The sequence below is a fragment of the Pseudonocardia sp. Ae331_Ps2 genome (assembly GCF_001932405.1).
Lineage (GTDB): Bacteria > Actinomycetota > Actinomycetes > Mycobacteriales > Pseudonocardiaceae > Pseudonocardia.
In genome coordinates this window covers 4,052,740-4,073,049 of record NZ_MCIM01000001.1, presented here as the reverse complement: position 1 = coordinate 4,073,049, position 20,310 = coordinate 4,052,740, and the positions used below count along the sequence as shown (strand labels likewise).

The 20,310-nt window shown below is 74.5% G+C and carries 20 protein-coding genes; 9 read left to right on the top strand and 11 right to left on the bottom strand.

Features of this window, described 5'->3' with window-relative positions:
* Positions 1-249: 249 nt before the first annotated feature.
* The gene (locus tag Ae331Ps2_RS19520; RefSeq protein WP_075307256.1) at positions 250-579 is read left to right on the top strand and encodes a hypothetical protein; all 330 of its coding nucleotides are present in this window, start codon (positions 250-252) and stop codon (positions 577-579) included.
* A 4-nt stretch (positions 580-583) separates the two neighbouring features.
* Here Ae331Ps2_RS19520 and Ae331Ps2_RS19515 read toward each other — a convergent pair whose 3' ends face one another.
* Positions 584-2,077, bottom strand: a complete 1,494-nt coding sequence (locus Ae331Ps2_RS19515; RefSeq protein ID WP_075307258.1) for an NYN domain-containing protein — start codon at positions 2,075-2,077, stop codon at positions 584-586.
* Between the two features lie 148 nt (positions 2,078-2,225).
* On the opposite strand from Ae331Ps2_RS19515, the gene Ae331Ps2_RS19510 reads away from it, so the two are divergent.
* Positions 2,226-3,971 (top strand): DEDD exonuclease domain-containing protein, encoded by a 1,746-nt coding sequence (locus Ae331Ps2_RS19510; RefSeq protein WP_075307260.1) that lies wholly within the window; start codon positions 2,226-2,228, stop codon positions 3,969-3,971.
* A 99-nt stretch (positions 3,972-4,070) separates the two neighbouring features.
* On the opposite strand, the gene Ae331Ps2_RS19505 is transcribed toward Ae331Ps2_RS19510, so the two are convergent.
* The 4 genes from Ae331Ps2_RS19505 to Ae331Ps2_RS19490 all read right to left on the bottom strand — a co-directional run bounded on the left by Ae331Ps2_RS19505 (position 4,071) and on the right by Ae331Ps2_RS19490 (position 8,458).
* On the bottom strand, positions 4,071-5,786 hold the full coding sequence (locus Ae331Ps2_RS19505) for a ubiquinol-cytochrome c reductase cytochrome b subunit (protein ID WP_075307262.1): 1,716 nt from the start codon (positions 5,784-5,786) through the stop codon (positions 4,071-4,073).
* The gene (locus Ae331Ps2_RS19500; RefSeq protein WP_043279663.1) at positions 5,783-6,919 is read right to left on the bottom strand and encodes a ubiquinol-cytochrome c reductase iron-sulfur subunit; all 1,137 of its coding nucleotides are present in this window, start codon (positions 6,917-6,919) and stop codon (positions 5,783-5,785) included. The genes Ae331Ps2_RS19505 and Ae331Ps2_RS19500 overlap by 4 nt, the downstream gene beginning before the upstream one ends.
* Complete coding sequence (locus tag Ae331Ps2_RS19495; RefSeq protein WP_075307264.1) at positions 6,916-7,782, bottom strand: c-type cytochrome; 867 nt, start codon at positions 7,780-7,782, stop codon at positions 6,916-6,918. Before Ae331Ps2_RS19495 ends, Ae331Ps2_RS19500 begins: the two co-directional genes overlap by 4 nt.
* 64 nt (positions 7,783-7,846) lie before the next feature.
* A complete protein-coding gene (locus tag Ae331Ps2_RS19490) occupies positions 7,847-8,458 on the bottom strand; it encodes a heme-copper oxidase subunit III (RefSeq protein ID WP_020625132.1) in 612 nt (203 codons plus the stop codon).
* Between the two features lie 248 nt (positions 8,459-8,706).
* Here Ae331Ps2_RS19490 and Ae331Ps2_RS19485 point away from each other — a divergent pair, with 248 nt between their 5' ends.
* Together Ae331Ps2_RS19485 and trpD are read left to right on the top strand one after the other, a co-directional pair.
* Complete coding sequence (locus tag Ae331Ps2_RS19485; RefSeq protein WP_020625131.1) at positions 8,707-9,102, top strand: response regulator; 396 nt, start codon at positions 8,707-8,709, stop codon at positions 9,100-9,102.
* A 23-nt stretch (positions 9,103-9,125) separates the two neighbouring features.
* Positions 9,126-10,166, top strand: coding sequence for an anthranilate phosphoribosyltransferase (gene trpD / locus Ae331Ps2_RS19480; RefSeq protein ID WP_020625130.1), 1,041 nt, complete (start codon positions 9,126-9,128; stop codon positions 10,164-10,166).
* Between the two features lie 152 nt (positions 10,167-10,318).
* Here the strand turns inward: trpD and Ae331Ps2_RS19475 are convergent, their stop codons facing one another.
* Entirely contained in the window at positions 10,319-10,597 is a 279-nt protein-coding gene (locus tag Ae331Ps2_RS19475; RefSeq protein ID WP_060711495.1) for an Lrp/AsnC family transcriptional regulator, read from the bottom strand.
* A 309-nt stretch (positions 10,598-10,906) separates the two neighbouring features.
* On the opposite strand from Ae331Ps2_RS19475, the gene Ae331Ps2_RS19470 reads away from it, so the two are divergent.
* Positions 10,907-11,218 (top strand): hypothetical protein, encoded by a 312-nt coding sequence (locus tag Ae331Ps2_RS19470; RefSeq protein ID WP_020625128.1) that lies wholly within the window; start codon positions 10,907-10,909, stop codon positions 11,216-11,218.
* A 59-nt stretch (positions 11,219-11,277) separates the two neighbouring features.
* Here Ae331Ps2_RS19470 and Ae331Ps2_RS19465 read toward each other — a convergent pair whose 3' ends face one another.
* From Ae331Ps2_RS19465 to Ae331Ps2_RS19445, 5 genes are all read right to left on the bottom strand, one after another.
* A complete protein-coding gene (locus tag Ae331Ps2_RS19465; RefSeq protein ID WP_075307266.1) occupies positions 11,278-12,663 on the bottom strand; it encodes an FAD-dependent oxidoreductase in 1,386 nt (461 codons plus the stop codon).
* Positions 12,664-12,722: 59 nt separating this feature from the next.
* The gene (locus tag Ae331Ps2_RS19460) at positions 12,723-13,634 is read right to left on the bottom strand and encodes a PaaI family thioesterase (RefSeq protein ID WP_075307268.1); all 912 of its coding nucleotides are present in this window, start codon (positions 13,632-13,634) and stop codon (positions 12,723-12,725) included.
* Between the two features lie 128 nt (positions 13,635-13,762).
* Positions 13,763-14,899 (bottom strand): LLM class flavin-dependent oxidoreductase, encoded by a 1,137-nt coding sequence (locus Ae331Ps2_RS19455; RefSeq protein WP_075307270.1) that lies wholly within the window; start codon positions 14,897-14,899, stop codon positions 13,763-13,765.
* 67 nt (positions 14,900-14,966) lie between these two features.
* Positions 14,967-15,752 (bottom strand): IclR family transcriptional regulator C-terminal domain-containing protein, encoded by a 786-nt coding sequence (locus Ae331Ps2_RS19450; protein ID WP_075307272.1) that lies wholly within the window; start codon positions 15,750-15,752, stop codon positions 14,967-14,969.
* On the bottom strand, positions 15,749-16,900 hold the full coding sequence (locus Ae331Ps2_RS19445) for a lyase family protein (RefSeq protein WP_075307274.1): 1,152 nt from the start codon (positions 16,898-16,900) through the stop codon (positions 15,749-15,751). Before Ae331Ps2_RS19445 ends, Ae331Ps2_RS19450 begins: the two co-directional genes overlap by 4 nt.
* Here Ae331Ps2_RS19445 and Ae331Ps2_RS19440 point away from each other — a divergent pair.
* From Ae331Ps2_RS19440 to Ae331Ps2_RS19425, 4 genes are all read left to right on the top strand, one after another.
* On the top strand, positions 16,899-17,687 hold the full coding sequence (locus tag Ae331Ps2_RS19440) for an HAD hydrolase-like protein (RefSeq protein WP_233147596.1): 789 nt from the start codon (positions 16,899-16,901) through the stop codon (positions 17,685-17,687). The two genes, Ae331Ps2_RS19445 and Ae331Ps2_RS19440, sit on opposite strands and share 2 nt — an antisense overlap.
* Positions 17,688-17,755: 68 nt before the next feature.
* Positions 17,756-18,673 carry an MOSC domain-containing protein gene (locus tag Ae331Ps2_RS19435; protein WP_075307276.1) on the top strand — a complete coding sequence of 306 codons (918 nt, stop codon included), beginning with the start codon at positions 17,756-17,758 and terminating at the stop codon, positions 18,671-18,673.
* Positions 18,674-18,871: 198 nt separating this feature from the next.
* Positions 18,872-19,615 carry a CoA transferase subunit A gene (locus Ae331Ps2_RS19430; protein WP_020626880.1) on the top strand — a complete coding sequence of 248 codons (744 nt, stop codon included), beginning with the start codon at positions 18,872-18,874 and terminating at the stop codon, positions 19,613-19,615.
* Between the two features lie 2 nt (positions 19,616-19,617).
* Positions 19,618-20,244, top strand: coding sequence for a 3-oxoacid CoA-transferase subunit B (locus Ae331Ps2_RS19425; RefSeq protein ID WP_075307278.1), 627 nt, complete (start codon positions 19,618-19,620; stop codon positions 20,242-20,244).
* The last annotated feature ends 66 nt before the right edge of the window (positions 20,245-20,310 follow it).

Genomic DNA, 20,310 nt, shown 5'->3' with positions numbered 1-20,310 from the left:
GCGGACGAGTTCCGCGTCCTCACCGCTGCGTGACCGGAGCGTTGGCCCGCCGGCGTGGCGCTGCTCCGCAGGAGTGGTGCCGGTCGTTCGACGGGACAGCTGGTGAGGATGTCGTGCTGTTCAGGTGAACGAGTGCGGCCGCCCGCGGTGACGGTCCGGCCCGGCATTTCTCCGGCGCGGCCATTCTGTCGGACCCCTCCCCTAGCGTCCGCGGTACTCGACCACCTCGGGTCCGACGAAGGAGGAGCCATGATCGTCGACTGCGATCGCTGCGAGGTCCGCGGTGCCGCGTGCGGTGACTGCGTCATCGGAGTGCTGCTGGAGGTCCCGGAGGACGACCGACCGATCCCCTATCTCCCCGTCGACCTGGCGGCCGGCTCGGTGGACACGAGCGTGGCCACGGCCGGGGCCCCGGTGGAGTTCGCCGAGCCGGAGCGCCGGGCGTTGCAGGTGCTGGCCGAGGGCGGCCTCATCCCGCACCTGCGCCTGGTCGAGCCGGGCGCGCCGGCACGCACCACGCTGCCGATGCCGGTGGTCCCGCCGGCCGGGCGCCGGACCCGGCACCGTGACGTGGGGTGACCGGTCAGCCGCCGAGGCGGCGCAGCAGCACGGCGGACGCCACGGTGTGCGCGCCCCGGCGGCGCACCGAGCGCACGAGTTCCTGGTCCGAGGTCGCCACCAGCAGCGGCCTGCCCGCCGGTTCGGCGGCGACGAGGTCGCGGACGACGTCGTCGGCGATCACCCCGGCGTCGCTGAACAGCACCCGTACCCCGCGGCTGCCGCGCACCGGCGCGGCGATCACCGCGGCGCCGTCGAACACCACGGTGATCTCGGCCCCGGTGCGGGCGCCCAGGGCGCTGAGCTGGGCCACCAGCCGGGAGCGCTGGTCGGCCAGCGGCAGGTCCGGGTAGCCGGTCTTGCTGACGTTGTAGCCGTCGACGATGAGGTGCACCGACGGCACGCTCAGCAGCGCGTCCAGCGCGGCCAGCCCGTCGACGGGTGCCGCGGCGCGTGCGCCCGCCGCGCGGTCGCCCGTGCCCGCGACCAGGTCCGCCGGCCGCGGTCCGCCCGCGCCGACGTCGAGCTCGCGGCGCAGGCCCGAGATCGCGCCGCTGACGGTGTCGAGCAGCAGCTCCAGGCGCACCTCGTCGCCGCGACGGGCCTCGCGGGCGGCCTGGCGGGCGGCGGCGACCTGACCGGCCGCGGCCTCGGCCCTGCGGCGTTCCCGGTCGGCGCGCTCGCGCTCGGCGGCGGTCTCGGCGCGGGCCCGCGCGAGTTCCTCGTCGACGCCGCCGCGCAGCCGCGCGACCTCCGCCTCCAGCTCGCTGCGGGCGTCGAGTGCGGCACGCAGCCGGGCGCCCTGGTCGCTGACCCGGCGGCGCATCTGCTGGTACTCGGTCTCCCGCTCACCGACGAGCATGCGGGCCCGCTCCCGTTCCTCGACCAGCTCGGCCCGGGCCCGTTCGAGCTCGGCGGTGAGCTTGTCGACCTTGGCCAGTGCCTCGTCGCGCTCGGCGCGCAGGTTCGCCAGGTCCGCGGTCTGTCCCACCTCGGCGACCCGCCGGTCCGCGAGCGGGTCGGCGGTGAGCAGCGCGACCGCGGCCGCATCGAGCTTGTCGACGGGCGCGGGCAGCGGCCCGGCCCCTTCCGCGGCTCCGGCGTCGCCGGCGGGCGCGCCGGTCCCGTCCGGGGACGGGTCGTCGGTGGGCCGTGGCGTGGAGGTCTCGGGAAGCTCCAGCTCACCGGGCCGGTTCTCGGCCCACCAGGCCACCACCGCGGCCCGGAACGCCGCGTCGTGCTGGAGCCGGGCCACCAGCACCTGCCCGCCGAGGCGGGCCCGCTTGGCGGGGGTGAACCGGGCGAAGCGGCGCAGCGGGGTGGGGACCTCCCCGGGCGGCAGGCCGCCCAGCGCGGTGCCCGCGATCTCCGCGAGCCGGGCCCGCAGCGGGGCGGGCAGCTCCGGCCAGTCGCCCGCGGCCGGTCCGCCGGGGCCCTCCCCGTCACGGGTACCGTCCTCGGCGCACGACGGCGGCCCGGAGCGCGTGGGCTCCGGTCGCTCCGTGTCGTCGTGCGCCATCTCTCCAGGTTATCCCCGCCCGCCCCGGACCGCCGTCGGCGCGGCCGTCCCCGTACGGGGCGTGCCCGATCGGTGGCGGCGCCGCGCCCGCCCGGGTCCCGGCCGGGCGTTCGAACATACTGTCGGACCCGACGGCTACGGTGCGGGCGTGACCTCCTGCTCCCCGCAGCTCACCTTCGACGAGCTGGGCACGCCGCTGCGCGACGTCACCTTCTGCGTGGTGGACCTGGAGACGACCGGCGGCAGCCACCGGACCGACGCGATCACCGAGGTCGGCGCCGTCGCCGTCCGCGGCGGCAGCCGGGTCTCCGAGCTCGGCACCCTGGTCGATCCGGGCGTGCGGATCCCGGCCGACATCACCCGCCTGACCGGCATCACCACGGCGATGCTGCACGGCGCACCGCCGCTGGGGGCGGTCCTGCCGTCGGTGCTGGACATGCTCCGCGGCTCGGTCCTGGTGGCGCACAACGCCCCGTTCGACGCCGGGTTCCTCAAGGCCGCCTGCGAGCGCCTCGACCGTCCCTGGCCCGGCCCCCCGGTCCTGTGCACCGCCCGGCTCGCCCGTGCCGTGCTGCCGCACGCCGAGTGCCCCAGCGTGAAGCTGGGCGTCCTGGCCCGGCACTTCGGATGTGCCACCACCCCGGACCACCGGGCGCTGACCGACGCCAGGGCGACCGTCGAGGTGCTGCACCACCTGCTGGAGCGGATCGGGAACCTGGGCGTGCAGAGCCTGGAGGAGCTGCTGCAGCTCGTGCGGGACCGGGCCCCGCACCGGCCCACCACCACCCAGCGCCGCCGCAGGCACCTGGCGAACGACGTGCCCTCCGCGCCCGGGGTGTACCTGTTCCGCGGCGGCGACGGCCAGGTGCTCTACGTGGGCACCAGCGGTGACCTGCACCGGCGGGTGCGGTCGTACTTCACCGCCGGGGAGAAGCGCCGCCGGGTCCGGGACATGCTCGCCCGGGCCGAGAAGGTCGACACGGTGGTCTGCGCGCACGCCCTGGAGGCCTCGGTGCGCGAGCTGGCCCTCATCGCCGCGCACCGCCCGCCGTACAACCGGCGCTCGCGCAACCCCGGCCGGGCCTACTGGGTGGTGCCGACGGCGGAGGCGTTCCCGCGGCTGTCGGTCGTCGCCACCCCGCGGGCGGGCGCCCTGGGCCCGTTCGGGTCGCAGCGGGCCGCGACCGACGTGCTCGACGCGGCGCTGGACGCGCTGCCGCTGCGCCGGTGCACGATCCGCATCCCGGCCCGGAACCCGTCGGCGACACCGTGTGCGCTGCACGAGCTGGGCCGCTGCGCCGCGCCGTGCGCCGGTCTGCAGCCGGCCGAGGACTACGCGCCCGCCGTGCACGCCTGGGGTCACCTCGTCGCGGGCAGGGACGACGGCCCGCTGCGGGTGCTGGCCGCCGAGGTCGACGACCGGTCCGAGGGCGGGCGCTACGAGGCCGCCGCACGGGCCCGGGACCGGCTGGCCACGCTGGCCGCCGGGGTCGACCGGGGCACCACCCTGGCCGCGCTCGCGGGGATCGACGAGCTGGTCGGCGCCCGGCCCGACGGCAGGGGCGGCTGGGAGCTCGCCGTGCTGCGGCACGGGCGGCTCGCCGCGGCGGGCACCGCGCCGCGCGGGGTGCGGCCGATGCCGGTCGTCGAGGCGCTGCGGGCCGGCGCGCAGACGGTCCTGCCGGGCGACGGGCCGCTGCGCGGGGCCCCGTCGGAGGAGGTCCGGATCCTGCACCGCTGGCTCACCAGCGGCGGGACCCGGCTGGTGCACTGCGACCCGCCGTGGGCGGAGCCGGCGTGGGGCGGGGGCGCCTGGCGCACCTGGGCCGAGCGGGCCCGGGAGGCCTCGCACCGCACCGGTGACCGCTCCCCCGACGAACCGGCCGGGGTCTGAGGTCGCACGGAGACCGCACGCACGACGGCGGCCCCGCCGGAGACCGGGTCTCCGGCGGGGCCGCCGTGGAGTGCTTCCGGGCCGGGGCCAGGGCCGTGCTCAGTCGCGCGGCTGCTGCGGACGACCACCGTCGTCCGGGCGGCCCGCGAGCTCACCGTGCCCGGACTCGAGCTCCGCCCGCGCCTCGTGACGCTGGCGCGACTCCTCGAGCTCGCGCTCGTGGGCCTCGTGGCGGGCCGCGGCCAGCGCACGGGACTCCTCGACCGGGTCGGGCGTGAGCAGCGAACCGGAGACCGGCTCACCCGCCGAGCCCAGCTGGTTCATCCGCTTGGGCACCGAGGCGCCCTGGTACTCCAGCGGGATGGCGTGGCCGTGCGCGTCGACGCCGCCCAGCGGCTGGTGCACCTCGATGAACTCGCCGTGCGGGAGCCGCTTGATGATGCCCGTCTCGATGCCGTGCTCCAGCACCGCGCGGTCCGACCGCTGCAGACCGATGCACCAGCGGTAGGCCACCCAGTACACGATCGGCGGCACGACGAGCAGACCGATGCGGCCGGCCCACGTCGTCGCGTTCAGCGAGATGTGGAAGAAGTACGAGATCCAGTCGTTGAACCCGCACATCACGAGCCACAGGTAGAACGAGATCGCCATGGCGCCGAGCGCGGTCCGGACCGGCACGTCGCGCGGGCGCTGCAGCAGGTTGTGGATCGCCTCGTCGCCGGTGAAGCGCCGCTCGATCGACGGGTAGGCACCCGCGAGCACGAACAGCACCGGCAGGAAGCCCGCGGTGGGGATGAACGCCGCCGGGATCGTGTACGTCCCGAACAGGTAGAACTCCCACGGCGGGAAGATCCGGCCCATGCCCTCGGACCACAGCATGTAGAAGTCCGGCTGCGACCCGGCGGAGATGTGCGAGGCGTCGTACGGGCCGAGGTGCCAGATGGGGTTCATCTGGAACAGCCCCGAGATCAGCGCCAGCACACCGGCGACGACGAAGAAGAACGCGCCGCCCTTCGCCGCGAACTGCGGCATGATCCGCACGCCGACGACGTTGTTCTCGGTCCGGCCGGGGCCGGGGAACTGGGTGTGCTTCTGGTACCACACCAGCCCGAGGTGCACGGCGATCAGCGCGAGGATGATCCCGGGCAGGATCAGCACGTGGATGATGTAGAGCCGCGGGATGATCTCGGTCCCGGGGAACTCGCCGCCGAACAGCGCCCAGTGCACCCAGGTGCCCATGATCGGCACGGTCAGCGTGATGCCCGAGGCGATGCGCAGACCCACACCAGAGAGCAGGTCGTCCGGCAGGGAGTAGCCGGTGAAGCCGGCGAAGGTGCCCAGCAGGATCAGCACGATCCCGATGGTCCAGTTGGCCTCGCGCGGCTTGCGGAACGCTCCGGTGAAGAACACCCGGAACATGTGGATGATCATCGCCGCGACGAACAGCAGCGCCGCCCAGTGGTGCAGCTGGCGCATGAACAGCCCGCCGCGGACCTCGAGCGAGATCTCCAGGGCGGACTCGTAGGCACGCGACATGTGCACGCCGCGCAGCGGGTCGTACGGCCCGTTGTAGACGACCTCCTGCATGGAGGGGTCGAAGAACAGCGCCAGGTAGGTGCCCGACAGCAGCACGATGATGAAGCTGTACAGGGCGATCTCGCCCAGCATGAACGACCAGTGGGTCGGGAAGACCTTGTTGAACTGCTTCCGCAGACCCGCGGCCGCGTGGTAGCGCTGGTCCGCCTGGTCGAGTGCTTCGCCGCCCTTGGCCGCGAGGCCCCCTGAGGAGGTGGTGGGTGTCGTGATCGAACTCATGTCGTCTTCGGCCTCTCCCAGAACGCGGGTCCGACGGGCTCCACGAAGTCGCTGCGGGCGACGAAGAAGCCCTCCTCGTTCACCGTGATCGGCAGCTGAGGCAACGGCCGGGCGGCCGGCCCGAAGACGGGCTCGGCATCCTGGGTGGCCAGGAACTGCGACTGGTGGCACGGGCAGAGAATGCGGTTGTCCTGCGCCTGGAACAGCGAGGTCGGGCATCCGAGGTGGGTGCAGACCTTCGACCAGGCGTAGAAGTCACCGTAGTTGAAGTTCTCCTGACCGGGGCGCTTCGTGACCTCGGTCCCGGGGCGGAGACGGATGAGCATGACCGGCGCGTCCGAGGCGCGCTGCGCGTGCAGCAGCTCCTCCTCGTTGCCCCGCTCGCTCTCGCGGTACGGGAAGACCGTCATCATCGCGCCCGGCTCCATGTCCTCGGGTCGCACGCGGGCGATCTCGGAGAGGATGCCGGTGTCGGTGCGCAGGTAGACCGTCTCGCCGTTCTCCGGACGCCAGCCGGTGTGCCACAGCGGGGCGTTCTCACCCTCGGCCCACGGGTTCCGGATGATGCCGCCGAGCGCGACGACGCCGGTGCCGATACCGGCGACGGCCGCCGCCAGCCCGGCGCTGCGGATGATCAGCTTGCGACGGCCGATCGTCGTGCCCTTGCCCGCGTCGGCGACCTGGGCCAGGAAGGTGGCGCGGTCGACGTCGGTGGACGGGCCGTCGTGGCGCTGCTGGACCGAGGTCTCGTCCGGGAAGAGCTTCTTCACCATCTGGATGACCGCGATGCCGATGGAGAGCACCGCGAACCCGAAGGTGAAGCCGATGACCGGGGTGTAGAGGTTGTAGAGCGCGTGGCCGGGCTCGCCGACGTTGACGTACTCCCACGGCCACGCGATGAACGCGACCACGAAGGCGATCATGGAGATCGCCGAGATGATGAACCACAGCGCGACCGAACGCTCGGCGCGCTTCTCCGCGCGGGTCCCCGGGATCGGGAACGCCGGCGTGTTGTGCACGACCTCGACCTCGTCGAGCTCGCCGGCCAGACGGGCCAGCTGCTCGGGCGACATCTCGTCGAGCTCCTCCTTGGTCGGACGACGGTCCGACCCGGTGCTGACTTCGCTGCTCAACTCTTCGCCCCCAACCAGATGGCGAACCCGACCAGACCGGACATCACGACGGCGAAGATGAAGACACCCTCGGCCGTCGGACCGAGACCCAGCAGCGAGTAGCCGCCCGGGTCGTTGGCGTGGTTCACCGACTTGATGTACGCGATGATGTCCTGCTTCTCCTGCGGCGTGAGCTGCTGGTCGGAGAAGCGCGGCATGTTCTGCGGGCCGGTCTGCATCGCGGTGTAGATCTGCTCCTCGCTGGCCGGCTCGAGCGCGGGAGCGTACTTGCCGGACGACAGCGCGCCGCCGACGCCGGTGAAGTTGTGGCACGAGGCGCAGTTCAGCCGGTACAGCACGCCACCACGGCCCGGGTCGTCGCCGCGCAGGGCCTCGCCGGTCGCGGCCGGGGTGACCGGCCCGCCGCCGTTGGCCTGCACGAACGCGCCCAGCGCCTCGAGGTTCGCCCGACCCTCCTGGGTCTCCGGGTCGAAGATCGGCAGCGGGTGCTTGCGGGCGGCCTGGGCCTCCTGGCGCGCCATCGGCATACGCCCCGAGGACACCTGGAAGTAGACCGCGGCGTCGCCGACGCCGATCAGGCTCGGGCCGCGCTCCTGGACACCCTGCAGGTTCGCGCCGTGGCACGTGATGCAGGTGTTGTTGTAGAGCTGCTCGCCCTTGGCGATCAGCGCGGTGTCCTGCTGGGCCTGGGCGACCTGCGGCTGCGGCGCGAAGGCGGCGTAGAGGAAACCGACGGACAGCAGGCCCAGCCCGATGGCGAGGGCGCCGGCGATGCGGCGCTTCACCTTGCCGTGCGGACGGGTGCGGCCCCCGGCCTTCTCGTCCGGCCGTTCGACCGGTGGTGGGTTCTGGTTCTCGGTCATCGCTGGGGGTCTTCCAACCTCGACGTCGTGGCGGGTGCTGTCAGGGGACGGGCGGCGCGATCGGTCAGCGGATGAAGTAGATCGTGGCGAACAGCCCGATCCACACCACGTCGACGAAGTGCCAGTAGTAGGACACCACGATCGCCGCGGTGGCCTGGGCGGGCGTGAACTTGCTGAGCTTCGTGCGGATGATCAGGTACACGAACGCGACGAGGCCACCGACCACGTGCAGCCCGTGGAAGCCGGTCGCCAGGTAGAAGACCGACCCGTAGGCGCTCGAGGAGATCGTCGTCTCGTGCGAGGTGACCAGGGTGTAGTACTCGAACGCCTGGCCGAGCACGAAGAACGTCCCCATCGCCAGCGTCAGGGCGTACCAGCGACGCAGCCCGAACACGTCGCCGCGCTCGGCCGCGAACACGCCGAACTGGCAGGTGAACGAGGACGCCACCAGGACGAGGGTGACCACCAGTGCGTAGGGGACGTCGAGCTCGGTGGGCGGCGGCGGCCAGGGGCCGTCGTTCTGCGCCCGCGCGGTGAAGTACATCGCGAACAGCCCGGCGAAGAACATCAGCTCGCTGGAGAGCCAGACGATGGTGCCGATGCTGACCAGGTTGGGGCGGTTCAGCGAATGGATCCGCGCGCTGATGTTGGGTGCCGCTGTCGTCACGTCGGGCATTATGACCCGAGCCGAACTTCTACGGCTTGTCGGGATACCCCTCACCGCATCACGATCGGCGAACGGACCCGATGATCGGGAACTCATCGCCTGGTCGGGACGACGGAGCGGCCGCCACGCGGCCCCGGCCCGGATCGCCGACACGACAACGTTCGGGGGTGTCGGGAGGTTCCCCTAGTATCGCCGGCGTGAGCGGACGAGCGGCAGAGATCGGCAGCGCGGCCGGGTCGGGGACGGGGACCAGCACGGTGCTGGTCTACAGCCACCGTCCCGAGGTCCGCGAGAGCATCATCGAGGCGGTCGGGCGGCGTCCCGCGCCGGACGTGGGCCGGGTGCGCTGGGTGGAGGCGGCCGGCATCGCCGAGGTCCTCGCGGCCTGCGACGCGGGTGAGGCCGACCTGCTGGTCCTCGACGGCGAGGCCCAGCCGACCGGCGGGATGGGCGTGGCCAAGCAGCTGCGTCACGAGATCGTCGACTGCCCGCCGATCGTGCTGACCGTCCGCCGCCGGGACGACCGCTGGCTCGCCACCTGGTCGGAGGCGGATGCCGTGCTGGTGCACCCGCTCGACCCGATCGAGGCGGCCGAGGTCGTCGCCCAGGTCCTGCGCGACCACCGACCCGGCACCCTGACCCAGCAGCAGTAGCGAGACAGAGGACACCTCACGTCGTGAGCGCACCCACCTGGCCCTCCGTGATCGGCCGCCTGATGCGCGGCGAGGACGTCACCGCCGACGAGGCGACCTGGGCGATGGGGCAGGTGTTCGCCGGGGAGGCGACCCCGGCGCAGCTCGCCGGGTTCCTCGTCGCGCTGCGCGCGAAGGGCGAGACGCCCGCGGAGATCTCGGGCATGGCCGACGCGATGCTCGCCCATGCGCTGCGGGTGCACGTGCCCGGCCGCTCGGTCGACGTCGTCGGCACCGGCGGGGACCAGGCGCACACGGTGAACATCTCCACGATGGCGGCGATCGTCGTCGCGGCGGCGGGTGCGCCGGTCGTCAAGCACGGCGGGCGCGCGGCGTCGTCGCAGTGCGGGACGGCCGACGTGCTCGAGGAGCTGGGGGTCGCGATCGAGCTGACCCCTGCCGCGGTCGAGCGGTGTGCCGCGGAGCTGGGGATCGCGTTCTGCTTCGCCCAGTCCTTCCACCCCGCCATGCGCTACGCCGGCGGTGTCCGTCGCGAGCTCGGGGTGCCGACCGCGATGAACCTGCTCGGGCCGCTGTCCAACCCGGCCCAACCCGAGACCGGTCTGATCGGCTGCGCCGACCCGCGGCACGCCGCGACGATGGCCGAGGTCTTCGCCCGGCGCGGCAAGTCGGTGCTGGTGGTGCGCGGCGACGACGGGCTCGACGAGCTGACCACCACCGGGCGCAGCACCGTCTGGATCAGCGACGGCGGCACCGTCCGCGAGGAGCGGCTCGACCCGGCCGACCTCGGGGTCGGCGTGGCCACCGCAGAGGACCTGCGCGGCGGCACCCGGCAGGTCAACGCCGCCGTGGTCCGCGACCTGGTGGCCGGCAAGAGCGGCCCGGTGCGCGACGCGGTGCTGCTCAACGCCGCGGGCGCGCTCGCCGCGCACCGCGGGATCGGCACCGACCTCACGGCCGCGATCGGGGACGCGCTCGACGCCGTCGCCGCGGCCGTGGACTCCGGCGCCGCGTCCGACCTGCTCACCCGCTGGGCGGCGCTGTCCACCGAGCTGGCCGCCTGAGCGGACCGGCACCACCGTCCACCGGACCGGCCGCCCGAGCGGACCGGCACCCTCCGCCGAGCCGGCCGCTCGCGCAGTCCGGTCGGTTCGGGCAGCGCCATCCCGCGGGCCGACCGCTCGCGCAGTCCGGTCAGTTGGGGCGGGGCGCGGGCTCAGTCGAGGCCGATGGCGAAGGCCGCGTCGGTGTCGGCCTTGGAGTAGGACCGGAACGCTATGTGCGTGTCGGTCCCGACGACGCCGTCGATCCGGCTGAGCCGGCTGGCGATCACGTCGGCGAGCTGCTCGTGCTCGCGCACCTTGACGATCGCGATCAGGTCCACGTCGCCGGCACAGGAGTAGACCTCCGACACGCCGTCGAGGTCCGCGATGGCCTGAGCGGTCTCGGGGATCCGGTCGGCGGCGGTGTGCACCAGGACGATCGCGGTGATCACGGTGGGGCTCCCCCTCGGGTCAGGGCGTGGCGGACACCGGTCAGGCTAGTGGGGGCATCCCCTGTGGCGCAGGCCGCATCCGGTTGCTACTGTCACCGTCATGCGCACCGTCGAGCACACCCTTGCTCCGGCCGCAGCGCTGCCCGCACTCATTCCCGCGGTAGTAGCACTGCGCGTCGGCTGATCCAGGCCGCCGACGCGCCCGCGCCGCAATCCCGGCGCTTCCCTCCCGCACACCGCGGTGAGGATCTTCGAGACCTGGCTCGCGTTCCCGCTTCTCTCTCGCGCAACGCACGGAGCCACACGATCATGAGCATCACCGCCGACCGCCCCACCACCACCTTCTCCTTCCCCACCGGTTCCGGTGGCGCCGCGGACATCGCGTCCCGGATGCCCCGCCGGCACACCGTCGTCACCGGCGACGGGATGGCCGGGGTCATGCAGATCGCCTCGGCGCTGCAGAGCTGCGGCCGCACGCTGCGCGAGTTCTGCGTCGACGTCCGTGAGGGCGTCGCCTACAGCTCGGTCACCTGCACCCTGTCGATGACGCCCGACGAAGCCGACGACTTCACCCGCGGCATGGGCGCCATGCCCTGCGTCCTGGCCGTCGACCCGTACTGAGCCGTACTGAGCCGTACTGAGCTGGACCGGCCGCCACCGAGGCGACGGGCCCGCGGCCGCTACGGGCGTGAGCTGCGGCTGCGGGCCGCGTCGAGCATCTCGGCCCGGTCCGCGATCTTGACCCGTTCGGTGCCGCCGCGCCGCTCCCCCAGGGCGATCTCGGCGGCGTCGAGACGCAGCCAGTCCTCCCACAGGACGGGGTCGACGCCGTAGGAGCGCATCCGCTCGACGACGGCGTCGCCACCCGGCCGCGGCGGCGTCGCCAGGTCCGGCAGGTCGGCCAGCACCGACTCCGCGGTCTGTGCGCCGTCGCCCTTGTTGGTGCCGATCACCCCGGTCGGGCCCCGCTTGATCCACCCGGCCACGTAGCTGCCGCGCACGGGCTCCCCGCCGAGCAGCACCCGTCCGGCCTCGTTCGGGACGGTGCCGGTCACCGGGTCGAACGGCAGCCCCTCGATGGGCTCGCCCGCATAGCCGATGGCCCGCACGACCAGGCCCGCCTCCAGGGTCTCGACCTCACCCGTGCCGTGCACCCGGCCGTCGGCGTCGACGGCGTTGCGTTCGACCACGACGGCGCCGACCCGGCCGGTGCCGTCGTCGACGAGCCGGACCGGCGACCGCAGGAACCGCAGGTGGATGCGCCGACGCGCACCGGTCGCGGACCGGGCGGCCCATTCGGTGAGCATCTCGATGTTCTGGCGCATCCGCCGTTCCTCCGGCTCGGCGACGCCCGCGGCGAGCAGGCCGTCGTCGTGCACCACGACGTCGACGTCGTCGAGACCCCCGAGACCGCGCAGCTCGGCAGGGGTGAACTTCACGTGCAGCGGGTCGCGCCGGACCAGCACGTGCACGTCGGTGACCGCGCTCGCCCGCAGTGCGTCGAGCACCGCGTCGTGCGCGTCGGTGGCGGCGAGGTCCTCGGCGGGGCGGGCAAGGACCCGCGCCACGTCGACGGCGACGTTCCCGGCGCCGACCACGACCGCGCCGGGGCGGTCGAGCAGCGGGCCGGGGCCCACCGCGTCGGGGTGCCCGCAGTACCAGGACACGAACGCCCCGGACCCGACCGAGCCCGCGAGATCCTCCCCCGGGACGCCGAGGTCGCGGTCGACCGCGCTGCCGGTGGCGTGCACGACGGCGTGGTAGTGCTCCCGCAGCGCCTCCCCCGGGATGCCGCCGGGACCGACGTGCACGTTGCCGAGGAACCGGACGCGGTCGCTGTCGTCGAAGGTCCGCACCAGCGCCCGGATGACCGACTTCATCTTCACGTGGTCGGGGGCGACGCCGTAGCGGACCAGACCGTAGGGCGCGGGCAGCCGGTCGATCACGTCGACGTGCACCGCCGGGTCCCCCGCCAGCAGCGCCTCGGCCGTGTACAGGCCGGACGGTCCGGACCCGATGACGGCGATCCGGTGGGGTCGTGGGCTGAGGACCTGCGGGGTCGACACGTGCGCACCTCCGAGCCGGGGACGGTGACGACGCTAACAGCGATGACCCGTCCGGGCGATCACCGACGCAGCGCGGTGCCGACGGCGCGCACCGCGGTCCGCCCGTCGGGCAGCAGCAGCTCCGTGCTCAGGGTGCGGAAGCGCCGGCCGTCGCGGATCGCGACGGTGCGGGCCCGCAGCCGGTCGGTGACCTGCACCGGCCGCAGGAACTCCACCGTCGTCGACAGCGGCCGGGCGTCGCCGGCACCGGGGTGCGCGGACTGGGCCGCGGCGGCGAGCCCGGACAGGACCGCGCCGTGGGTGGTGCCGTTGAGGTTGGTCGTCGAGGGGCCGGGGGTGAACACGACGTCGCCGTCGCCGTCGCGCTCGAGGTTCTCCGGCCGCAGCCGGGTGGCGTCGAACGGCGGCAGGGCGGCCCGGAGGTCGGTGCCGGGAGCGGTGGCGTCGGGATCAGTGTTGTCGGGAGCGGTGGGGTTGTCGGGAGCGGTGGGGCCCGGGGCGGGAGCGGTCGCGAGCCCGCCGGGGCCCGCGGGGACACCGGTCAGCGCGAAGGTCGCGACGACGTGCGCCACGGCGACCCCGGTGTCGTCGTGCATCTCGGCCCGGCCGACACCGACGGCGCCGTCGAGGTGCAGCAGGGTCAGCTCGGCGCGCAGCCACCGCGCGTCCGGCGCGGGGATCCCGGCCAGGTCCAGGCGCAGGTCGACGGTGGGGGCGCCGGCGGCGAGGCGCGCGGTGGAGAACACGAGGTAGCCCAGGCCCGCGTCCGCGAGGAGCGCCGGGACCACCGGGAGGACCCGGCCGTCGGCGGTGCGGACGCCGTCGTGCAGCGGGGCGCGCACCACCGCGCGCTCCCGCGTCGACGACGGGTCGGGGACCATCCCGAGACCGGACTCGACCGGCGCGCGCCGCAGCCGCTCCCGGGAGCCCGGTCCGGGCCTGGTCTGCTGCGGTTGCGTCGTACCGGTCATGATCCCATCGTGCGTCACCCCGGGGGTGCTCCCGGCTCCGGGTCCCGGTACCCGGCGGTGAGCAGTGTCGCCGCGTCGTCGACGGCGCGCCGCTCGCGGTGAGGACGCGCACCCGGCGATCGTGCCGGTCAGCCCGCCGTACGGGCGTACCGGCTCACCGGGCGGGCGAGCCCGAACCGGTCCCGCAGGGTGCCGTCGTAGGGGGCGGGCGCCCAGGTGTCACCGAGCGCGGGGAGCAGGCCGTCGACGATCTCGTCGACCCCGGACGGCAACGCGAGCGGGACCAGGACGAACCCGTCCGCGGCACGCTCCTCGGCGGCGTCGCGCAGGAGGGCGGCGAGCTCGGCCGGGTCGCCGACGTGGCGCAGCGTGGCCGGGCCGGTGTCGGCGCCGGCCGGGGCGAGGGCGTCGAGCTCACGCAGCCGGGCAGGGGCGTCGTCGCCCAGCAGGATCTCGACGTCGAGCAGCACGGTGACCTGCTCGGGGTCGCGCCCGGCGCCGGCGACGGCGGCCCGGACCTGGTCGCGGGCCTCGGCGGCACCGGCGACCGTGTCGGCCGCGACCCGGACGACATCGGCGTAGCGGCCGACGGTCGCCAGCGCGGCGGGCTCGTCGCCGCGCAGCACGGTCAGCGGCTGCCCCTGCGGCGGCCGCGGTGTGATCGACGGCCCGGTCACCGAGAAGAACTCGCCGGTGAAGTCGATGTGGTGGAGCCGGTCGCGGTCGACGAAGCGCCCGGTGGCGGCGTCGCGGATCTCGGCGTCGTCCTCCCAGGAGTCCCACAGCCGCGCGGCGACCTCGATCACCTCACCGGCCTCCCGCCACAGCGAGGCCGCGTCGCGGTCGGCGCGCGCACGGCCGAACAGGTCGGCCTCGGCCTGGGTGCGCGACACCTCGGGCTGCCACCCGGCCCGCCCGGTGGACACGAAGTCCAGGGTGGCCACGGCCTTGGACAGGTGGAACGGCTCGGTGTGGGTGACCGTCACCGTCGGGACGACCCCGATGCCGGGGACGGCGGGCGCGACCCGCGCGGCGACGGCGACGGCGTCGAGGGTGCCGGGCAGCGCGGCCGGGTCGGCGCCGGGCGGCTGCAGCGAGTCGGGCAGCGCGACGAGGTCGAGGCCGCCGCGCGCCGCGGTGCGCACCAGGTCCAGGTGGTACGGGGCGGTGAACAGCCGGGCCGGGTCGGCGCCGCCGAGCCGCCACGCGCCGGGGTGCCGCCCCGCCGCTCCGAGTTCGACCGCCAGGTGCAGACGTCCGCTCACCGTGCCTCCGTCGCTCGTGTTCAGCTCCTGACCGAGCCAACCCGTCGCGGACGCGGTCTGTTCCCGGCTACCCGGCGGCGCGCAGGTCCGCCTCGATCGCGGCGGCGCAGGCGCGCAGCTCGGGCAGGATGTCCGCGCGCAGGCCGTCGGCGTCGTTGCGGGAGGCGTGGGTGGAGACGTTCGCGGCCGCGACGACCCGCCCCGCGCGGTCGTGGACCGGCACCGCGACCGAGCGCAGCCCGGCCTCCAGCTCCTGGTCGACGACGCAGTGCCCGTCCACGCGGACCCGGTCCAGCTCGGTGCGCAGCTGCTCCGGGGTCGAGACGGTGTGCGCGGTCAGCGCCGCGGGCTCCAGCGCGGCGAGGTGGGTGTCGAGGTCGGCGGGTGGGAGGGCGGCGAGCAGGACCCGGCCCATCGACGTCGCCCAGGCGGGGAAGCGGGTCCCGATCGTGATCGTGACGGTCATGATCCGCGAGGTGGGGACGCGGGCGACGTAGACGACGTCGTAGCCGGTGTGCGGGTCGCCGTCGAGCACCGACACCGACGCGGACTCGCGCACCGCGGCGACCAGCCGTTCCAGGTGCGGGGCGGCGATCTCGGGCAGCCCCATCGCGGACAGGTAGGACCAGCCGAGCTCCAGCACCCGCGGGGTCAGCGCGAACAGCCTGCCGTCGGTGCGGACGTAGCCCTCCTCGGCGAGGGTGAGCAAGAACCGGCGCGCCGCGGCGCGGGTGAGCCCGGTGGCGCGGGCGACGTCGGCGAGGGTCTGCTGCGGGCGCTGCGCGTCGAAGGACCGGATGACGGCCAGACCGCGGGCCAGCGAGCGGACCTGCTCGGTGCGCGGGGCGCTCATCCGGGCCGCCCGGCGAGGACGGTGTCGACCAGGTCGGCGGCGTGCCCGGTGCCCGAGCCCTGGGCGCCCGCGGCGAGGGCGAGGTTGCGGGCCATCGCCCCGGGGTGCACCTGCAGTCCCTCCAGGCTCACCCGCAGCCGGGCCGCGGCACCCGCGGTGACCCGCAGCAGCGCGACGAGCGTCTCCCACTCCGCGTGCCAGGCCCCGGCGGCGCGCTGGAACTCCTGCTCGGCGCCCGCGAGCAGCGTCGCGACCAGGCCGGGGGCGCGCTTCGCGGCGCCACGGGCGGTGACGGCGGCGGCCGGGTTGCGCTTGTGCGGCATCGACGACGAGTCCCCCGGCGCGGACTCCGACACCTCGCCGAGCTCGGTGGCGGACAGCAGCACCACGTCGCCCGCGGGCTTCGCACAGGCCCCGGCGGCGACGCCGAGTGCCCCGGCGAGCTCGCCGACGCGGCTGCGTTCGGTGTGCCACGGCACGCCCTGCGGGGCGAGCCCGAGCCGCGCGGCCAGTGCGTCGGCGACGGCCGGGCCGTGCGGGTGGACGGCCGCGAGGGTGCCCGCGGCGCCGCCGTAGGAGACCGGCAGGGCGTCGAGCACCCGGTCGAGACCGGTGCGCGCCCGGTCCAGCCCGGTGCACCAGGTCGCGGCGACCAGGCCGAAGGTGGTGGGCAACGCCTGCTGGCCGAGGGTGCGGGCCGCGCACGGGGTGCCGCGGTGGGCGGCGGCGAGCGCGGCCGCGGCGTCGGCGCAGGCCGTGAGGTCGGTGACGATGCGGTGCCCGGCCCGGCGGGTGAGCAGCATCAGCGCGGTGTCCATGACGTCCTGGCTGGTCGCGCCCGGGTGCACCGCCCGCTCGGCGCCGGGCTGGATCCGCGCCGCGGCCGCCTTGAGCCGTTTGACCAGCGGGATGACCGGGTTGCCGCCCTCGACCGACTCGGCGGCCAGCGTGTGCGGGTCGAGGCCCGCGACGGCGGCGACGGCGCGTTCCACCGCGTCGGCGTCGTGCTCGGCGACCGCGCCCTGCTCGGCGGCGACGGCCGACAGCGCCAGCTCGACCTCCAGCAGGGCGGCGATCCACGCGCCGTCGTCGAGCAGGCCGTCGACCCGGTCGGTACCGGACAGGGGCCCGAGCAACGTGTTCGCCATGCGTACGAGCGTACGGCTTGCGACCGCCGGGGAGGAGGACGCCCGCGTCGCCCGGCAGGCAGAATGGCCCGACGTGTTGACCCACATCCTGCTCGACCTCGACGGCACCCTCGTCGACTCCGCCCCCGGCATCCTCGGCTCGATGCGCCGCGCCATCGACGAGGTGGGCCTGGACGTCCCCGAGTCCGCGCTCGGCACCCACCTGCTCGGCCCGCCGCTGTACCGCAGCCTGCCCCCGATCCTCGGCGAGGAGGGCGCCGCCGCGGTGCTGCCGGTGTACCGGCGGATCTACGGCGACGAGGACGGCTGCCTGGACTGCACTCCGTACCCCGGCGTCGAGGAGCTGCTGCGCGCGCTGTCCGCGGCCGGCGTGACGATGGCCCTGGCCACCAGCAAGGCCGAGCCGCCGGCCCGGCGGATCATCGCCCACCACGGCTGGACCGACCTGTTCACCGAGATCGTCGGCGACACGCGCACCGCGGACCGGCCGACCAAGGGCGCCGTGGTCGCCGAGGCCCTGCGCCGGCTCGGGCACCCGTCCGGTGCCGACGAGCCGTTGATGGTCGGCGACCGGCTGCACGACGTCGAGGGCGCCGCCGAGCACGGCCTGCGCTGCGTCGGCGCGGGCTGGGGCTACGCCGAGCCCGGTGAGCTGGTCGCGGCGGGCGCGGACACCGTCTACGACTCCGCGGACGAGCTCCGGGTCGCCCTGCTGAGCCGAACGGGTGGTCCGACAGGGCGGGACGGCGCATCCGCGGCGACCCTCCCCCGGCAGTCCCTCAGCTGAGACCCGGCCGGGCGGCCCCCTCCGTCCGACCCGTGCCGGGGACGCGGACGGGCCGATATACACCGGACATGACGGTCGTCGCGCTGTACCGGTACCCGGTCAAGTCCATGCTCGGTGAGTCCCTGACCCGGGCCACCGTCAGCGGGCGGGGGTTGCTGGGCGACCGCGCCTATGCGGTGCTCGACACCGAGACCGGGAGCATCGCCAGCGCCAAGGTGCCCAGGCGCTGGCTCGGACTGCTCGGCTTCGCGGCCCGGTTCGTCGCCGAGCCGGTGCCCGGGGAGCCGCTGCCGCCGGTCGAGATCACCTTCCCGGACGGCTCGGTCCTGCGCAGCGACGACGAGGGCCTGGACACCGCGCTGTCGGCCGCGCTCGGGCGGGACGTGTCGCTGGTCTCGGTCCCGCCGGAGGGCAGCCACTTCGAGGAGCTGTGGCCCGACATCGAGGGCCTCACCCCGCAGCAGCTCGCCCCGCGCGCGCTCATCGACGCCACGACGACCCGGCACGAGGACTCCGGCGAGGCCATCAGCCGGTTCGACATCTCCGCGTTCGGGGCGCCGGGCACGTTCTTCGACCTGTCGTCGCTGCACGTGCTCACCGAGTCCACCCTCGACCGGCTCCGCGAGCTCGCGCCGGAGGCGACCTTCGACGCGCTGCGCTACCGGCCGAACATCGTGCTCCGCGCCGACTCATCCCCCGACGGCGGCCACGGCTTCGTCGAGAACGACTGGCCGGGCAGCACGTCGACGATCGGCGAGGAGGTCCGGGTCTCCTTCTCCTTCGCCACCATGCGGTGCGTCATGACGACGCTCCCCCAGGGCGACCTGCCCGACGACCCGGACACCCTGCGCACGATCGCGAAGCACAACCGCATCGAGATCCCGCAGATCGGCGGGGTCTGGGCGTGCGCGGGCGTGTACGCCGAGGTCGCCGCGGGCGGGGAGATCGCCGTCGGCGACCCGCACACCGCCCCCGCCCCGGCCTGACCCGCGCCGCGCCCGCCCGACCGACGGTGCGCCGCGACGGCGGCGGTCGTCGAGATGCAGCTCAGCGGGGTACGGGGCACCCTCGGGCCCCGCTGAGCTGCATCTCGGCGCGTGGACGCCACTCCGGCAGTGTTCGCAGAGCGAACACTTGTGCGTCTGTCGTACGCCGCGTACCGTCGTCGGCGACGGAGGTGAGTGATGGACAAGGTGGTGGCATCCGCCGCGGAGGCGGTCGCCGACATCGGCGACGGGGCGTCGCTCGCGGTCGGCGGGTTCGGCATGTCCGGGGTTCCGACGGTGCTGATCGCGGCGCTGCTGGAACAGGGCGCGACGGACCTGGAGACGATCTCGAACAACCTGGGCGTCGACGGCTTCGGCCTGGGCACCCTGCTCGCCGCCGGGCGCATCCGGCGCACGATCGGCTCCTACGTCGGCAACAACAAGGAGTTCGCCCGCCAGTACCTCGCCGGCGAGCTGGAGCTGGAGCTGACCCCGCAGGGCACCCTCGCCGAGCGACTGCGGGCCGGCGGCGCGGGCATCCCGGCGTTCTACACCCCGGCCGGGGTCGGCACGCTGGTCGCCGAGGGCGGGCTGCCCTGGCGCTACGCGGCCGACGGCTCGGTCGCCGTCGAGTCCCCGGCGAAGGAGACCCGCGAGTTCGACGGCGTGACCTACGTCCTCGAGCGTGCCCTCACCCCGGACTTCGCGCTGGTCCACGCCTGGAAGGGCGACCGGCACGGCAACCTGGTGTTCCGGCGCGCGGCGCGCAACTTCAACCCGGACTGCGCCGCGGCCGGGCGGACGACGATCGCCCAGGTCGAGCACCTGGTCGAGCCCGGGGAGATCGACCCCGACGAGGTCCACACCCCCGGCATCCACGTGCACCGCGTGCTGCACGTCCCCGACGTCGAGAAGCCGGTCGAGTTCAGGACGGTGCGTTGACCATGGCCCTCAACCGTGACGAGATGGCCGCCCGGGGCGCGGCGGAGCTGCCCGACGGCGCGTACGTCAACCTCGGCATCGGCATGCCGACCCTGGTCCCCGGGCACATCCCCGAGGGCCGGACGGTCGTGCTGCACTCGGAGAACGGGATCCTCGGCGTCGGCCCCTACCCCACCGACGACGAGGTCGACCCCGACCTCATCAACGCCGGCAAGGAGACCGTCACCGTCGCCGCCGGTGCCGCCTTCTTCGGCTCCGCCGAGAGCTTCGGCCAGATCCGGGCCGGGAAGCTCGACGTGGCCGTCCTGGGCGGGATGGAGGTCGCCGCGAACGGCGATCTCGCGAACTGGGCGATCCCCGGCAAGATGATCAAGGGGATGGGCGGCGCGATGGACCTCGTCCACGGCGCGCGCTCGGTGATCGTGATGATGGACCACGTCTCCAAGGACGGGTCCCCCAAGATCGTGGAGCGGTGCTCGCTGCCGATCACCGGCCTCGGCTGCGTCACGAAGATCGTCACCGACCTGGCCGTGATCGACGTGACGCCGGACGGGCTCGCACTGGTCGAGACCGCGCCCGGCGTCACCGCCGACGAGGTCCGGGAGAAGACCGGCGCTCCGCTGCGCTGACCCCGACCCGCTGCACCGACGGCCGCCCCGCCGGGTCCACGCCGGCCCCGCCGGGCGCGCCCCCTC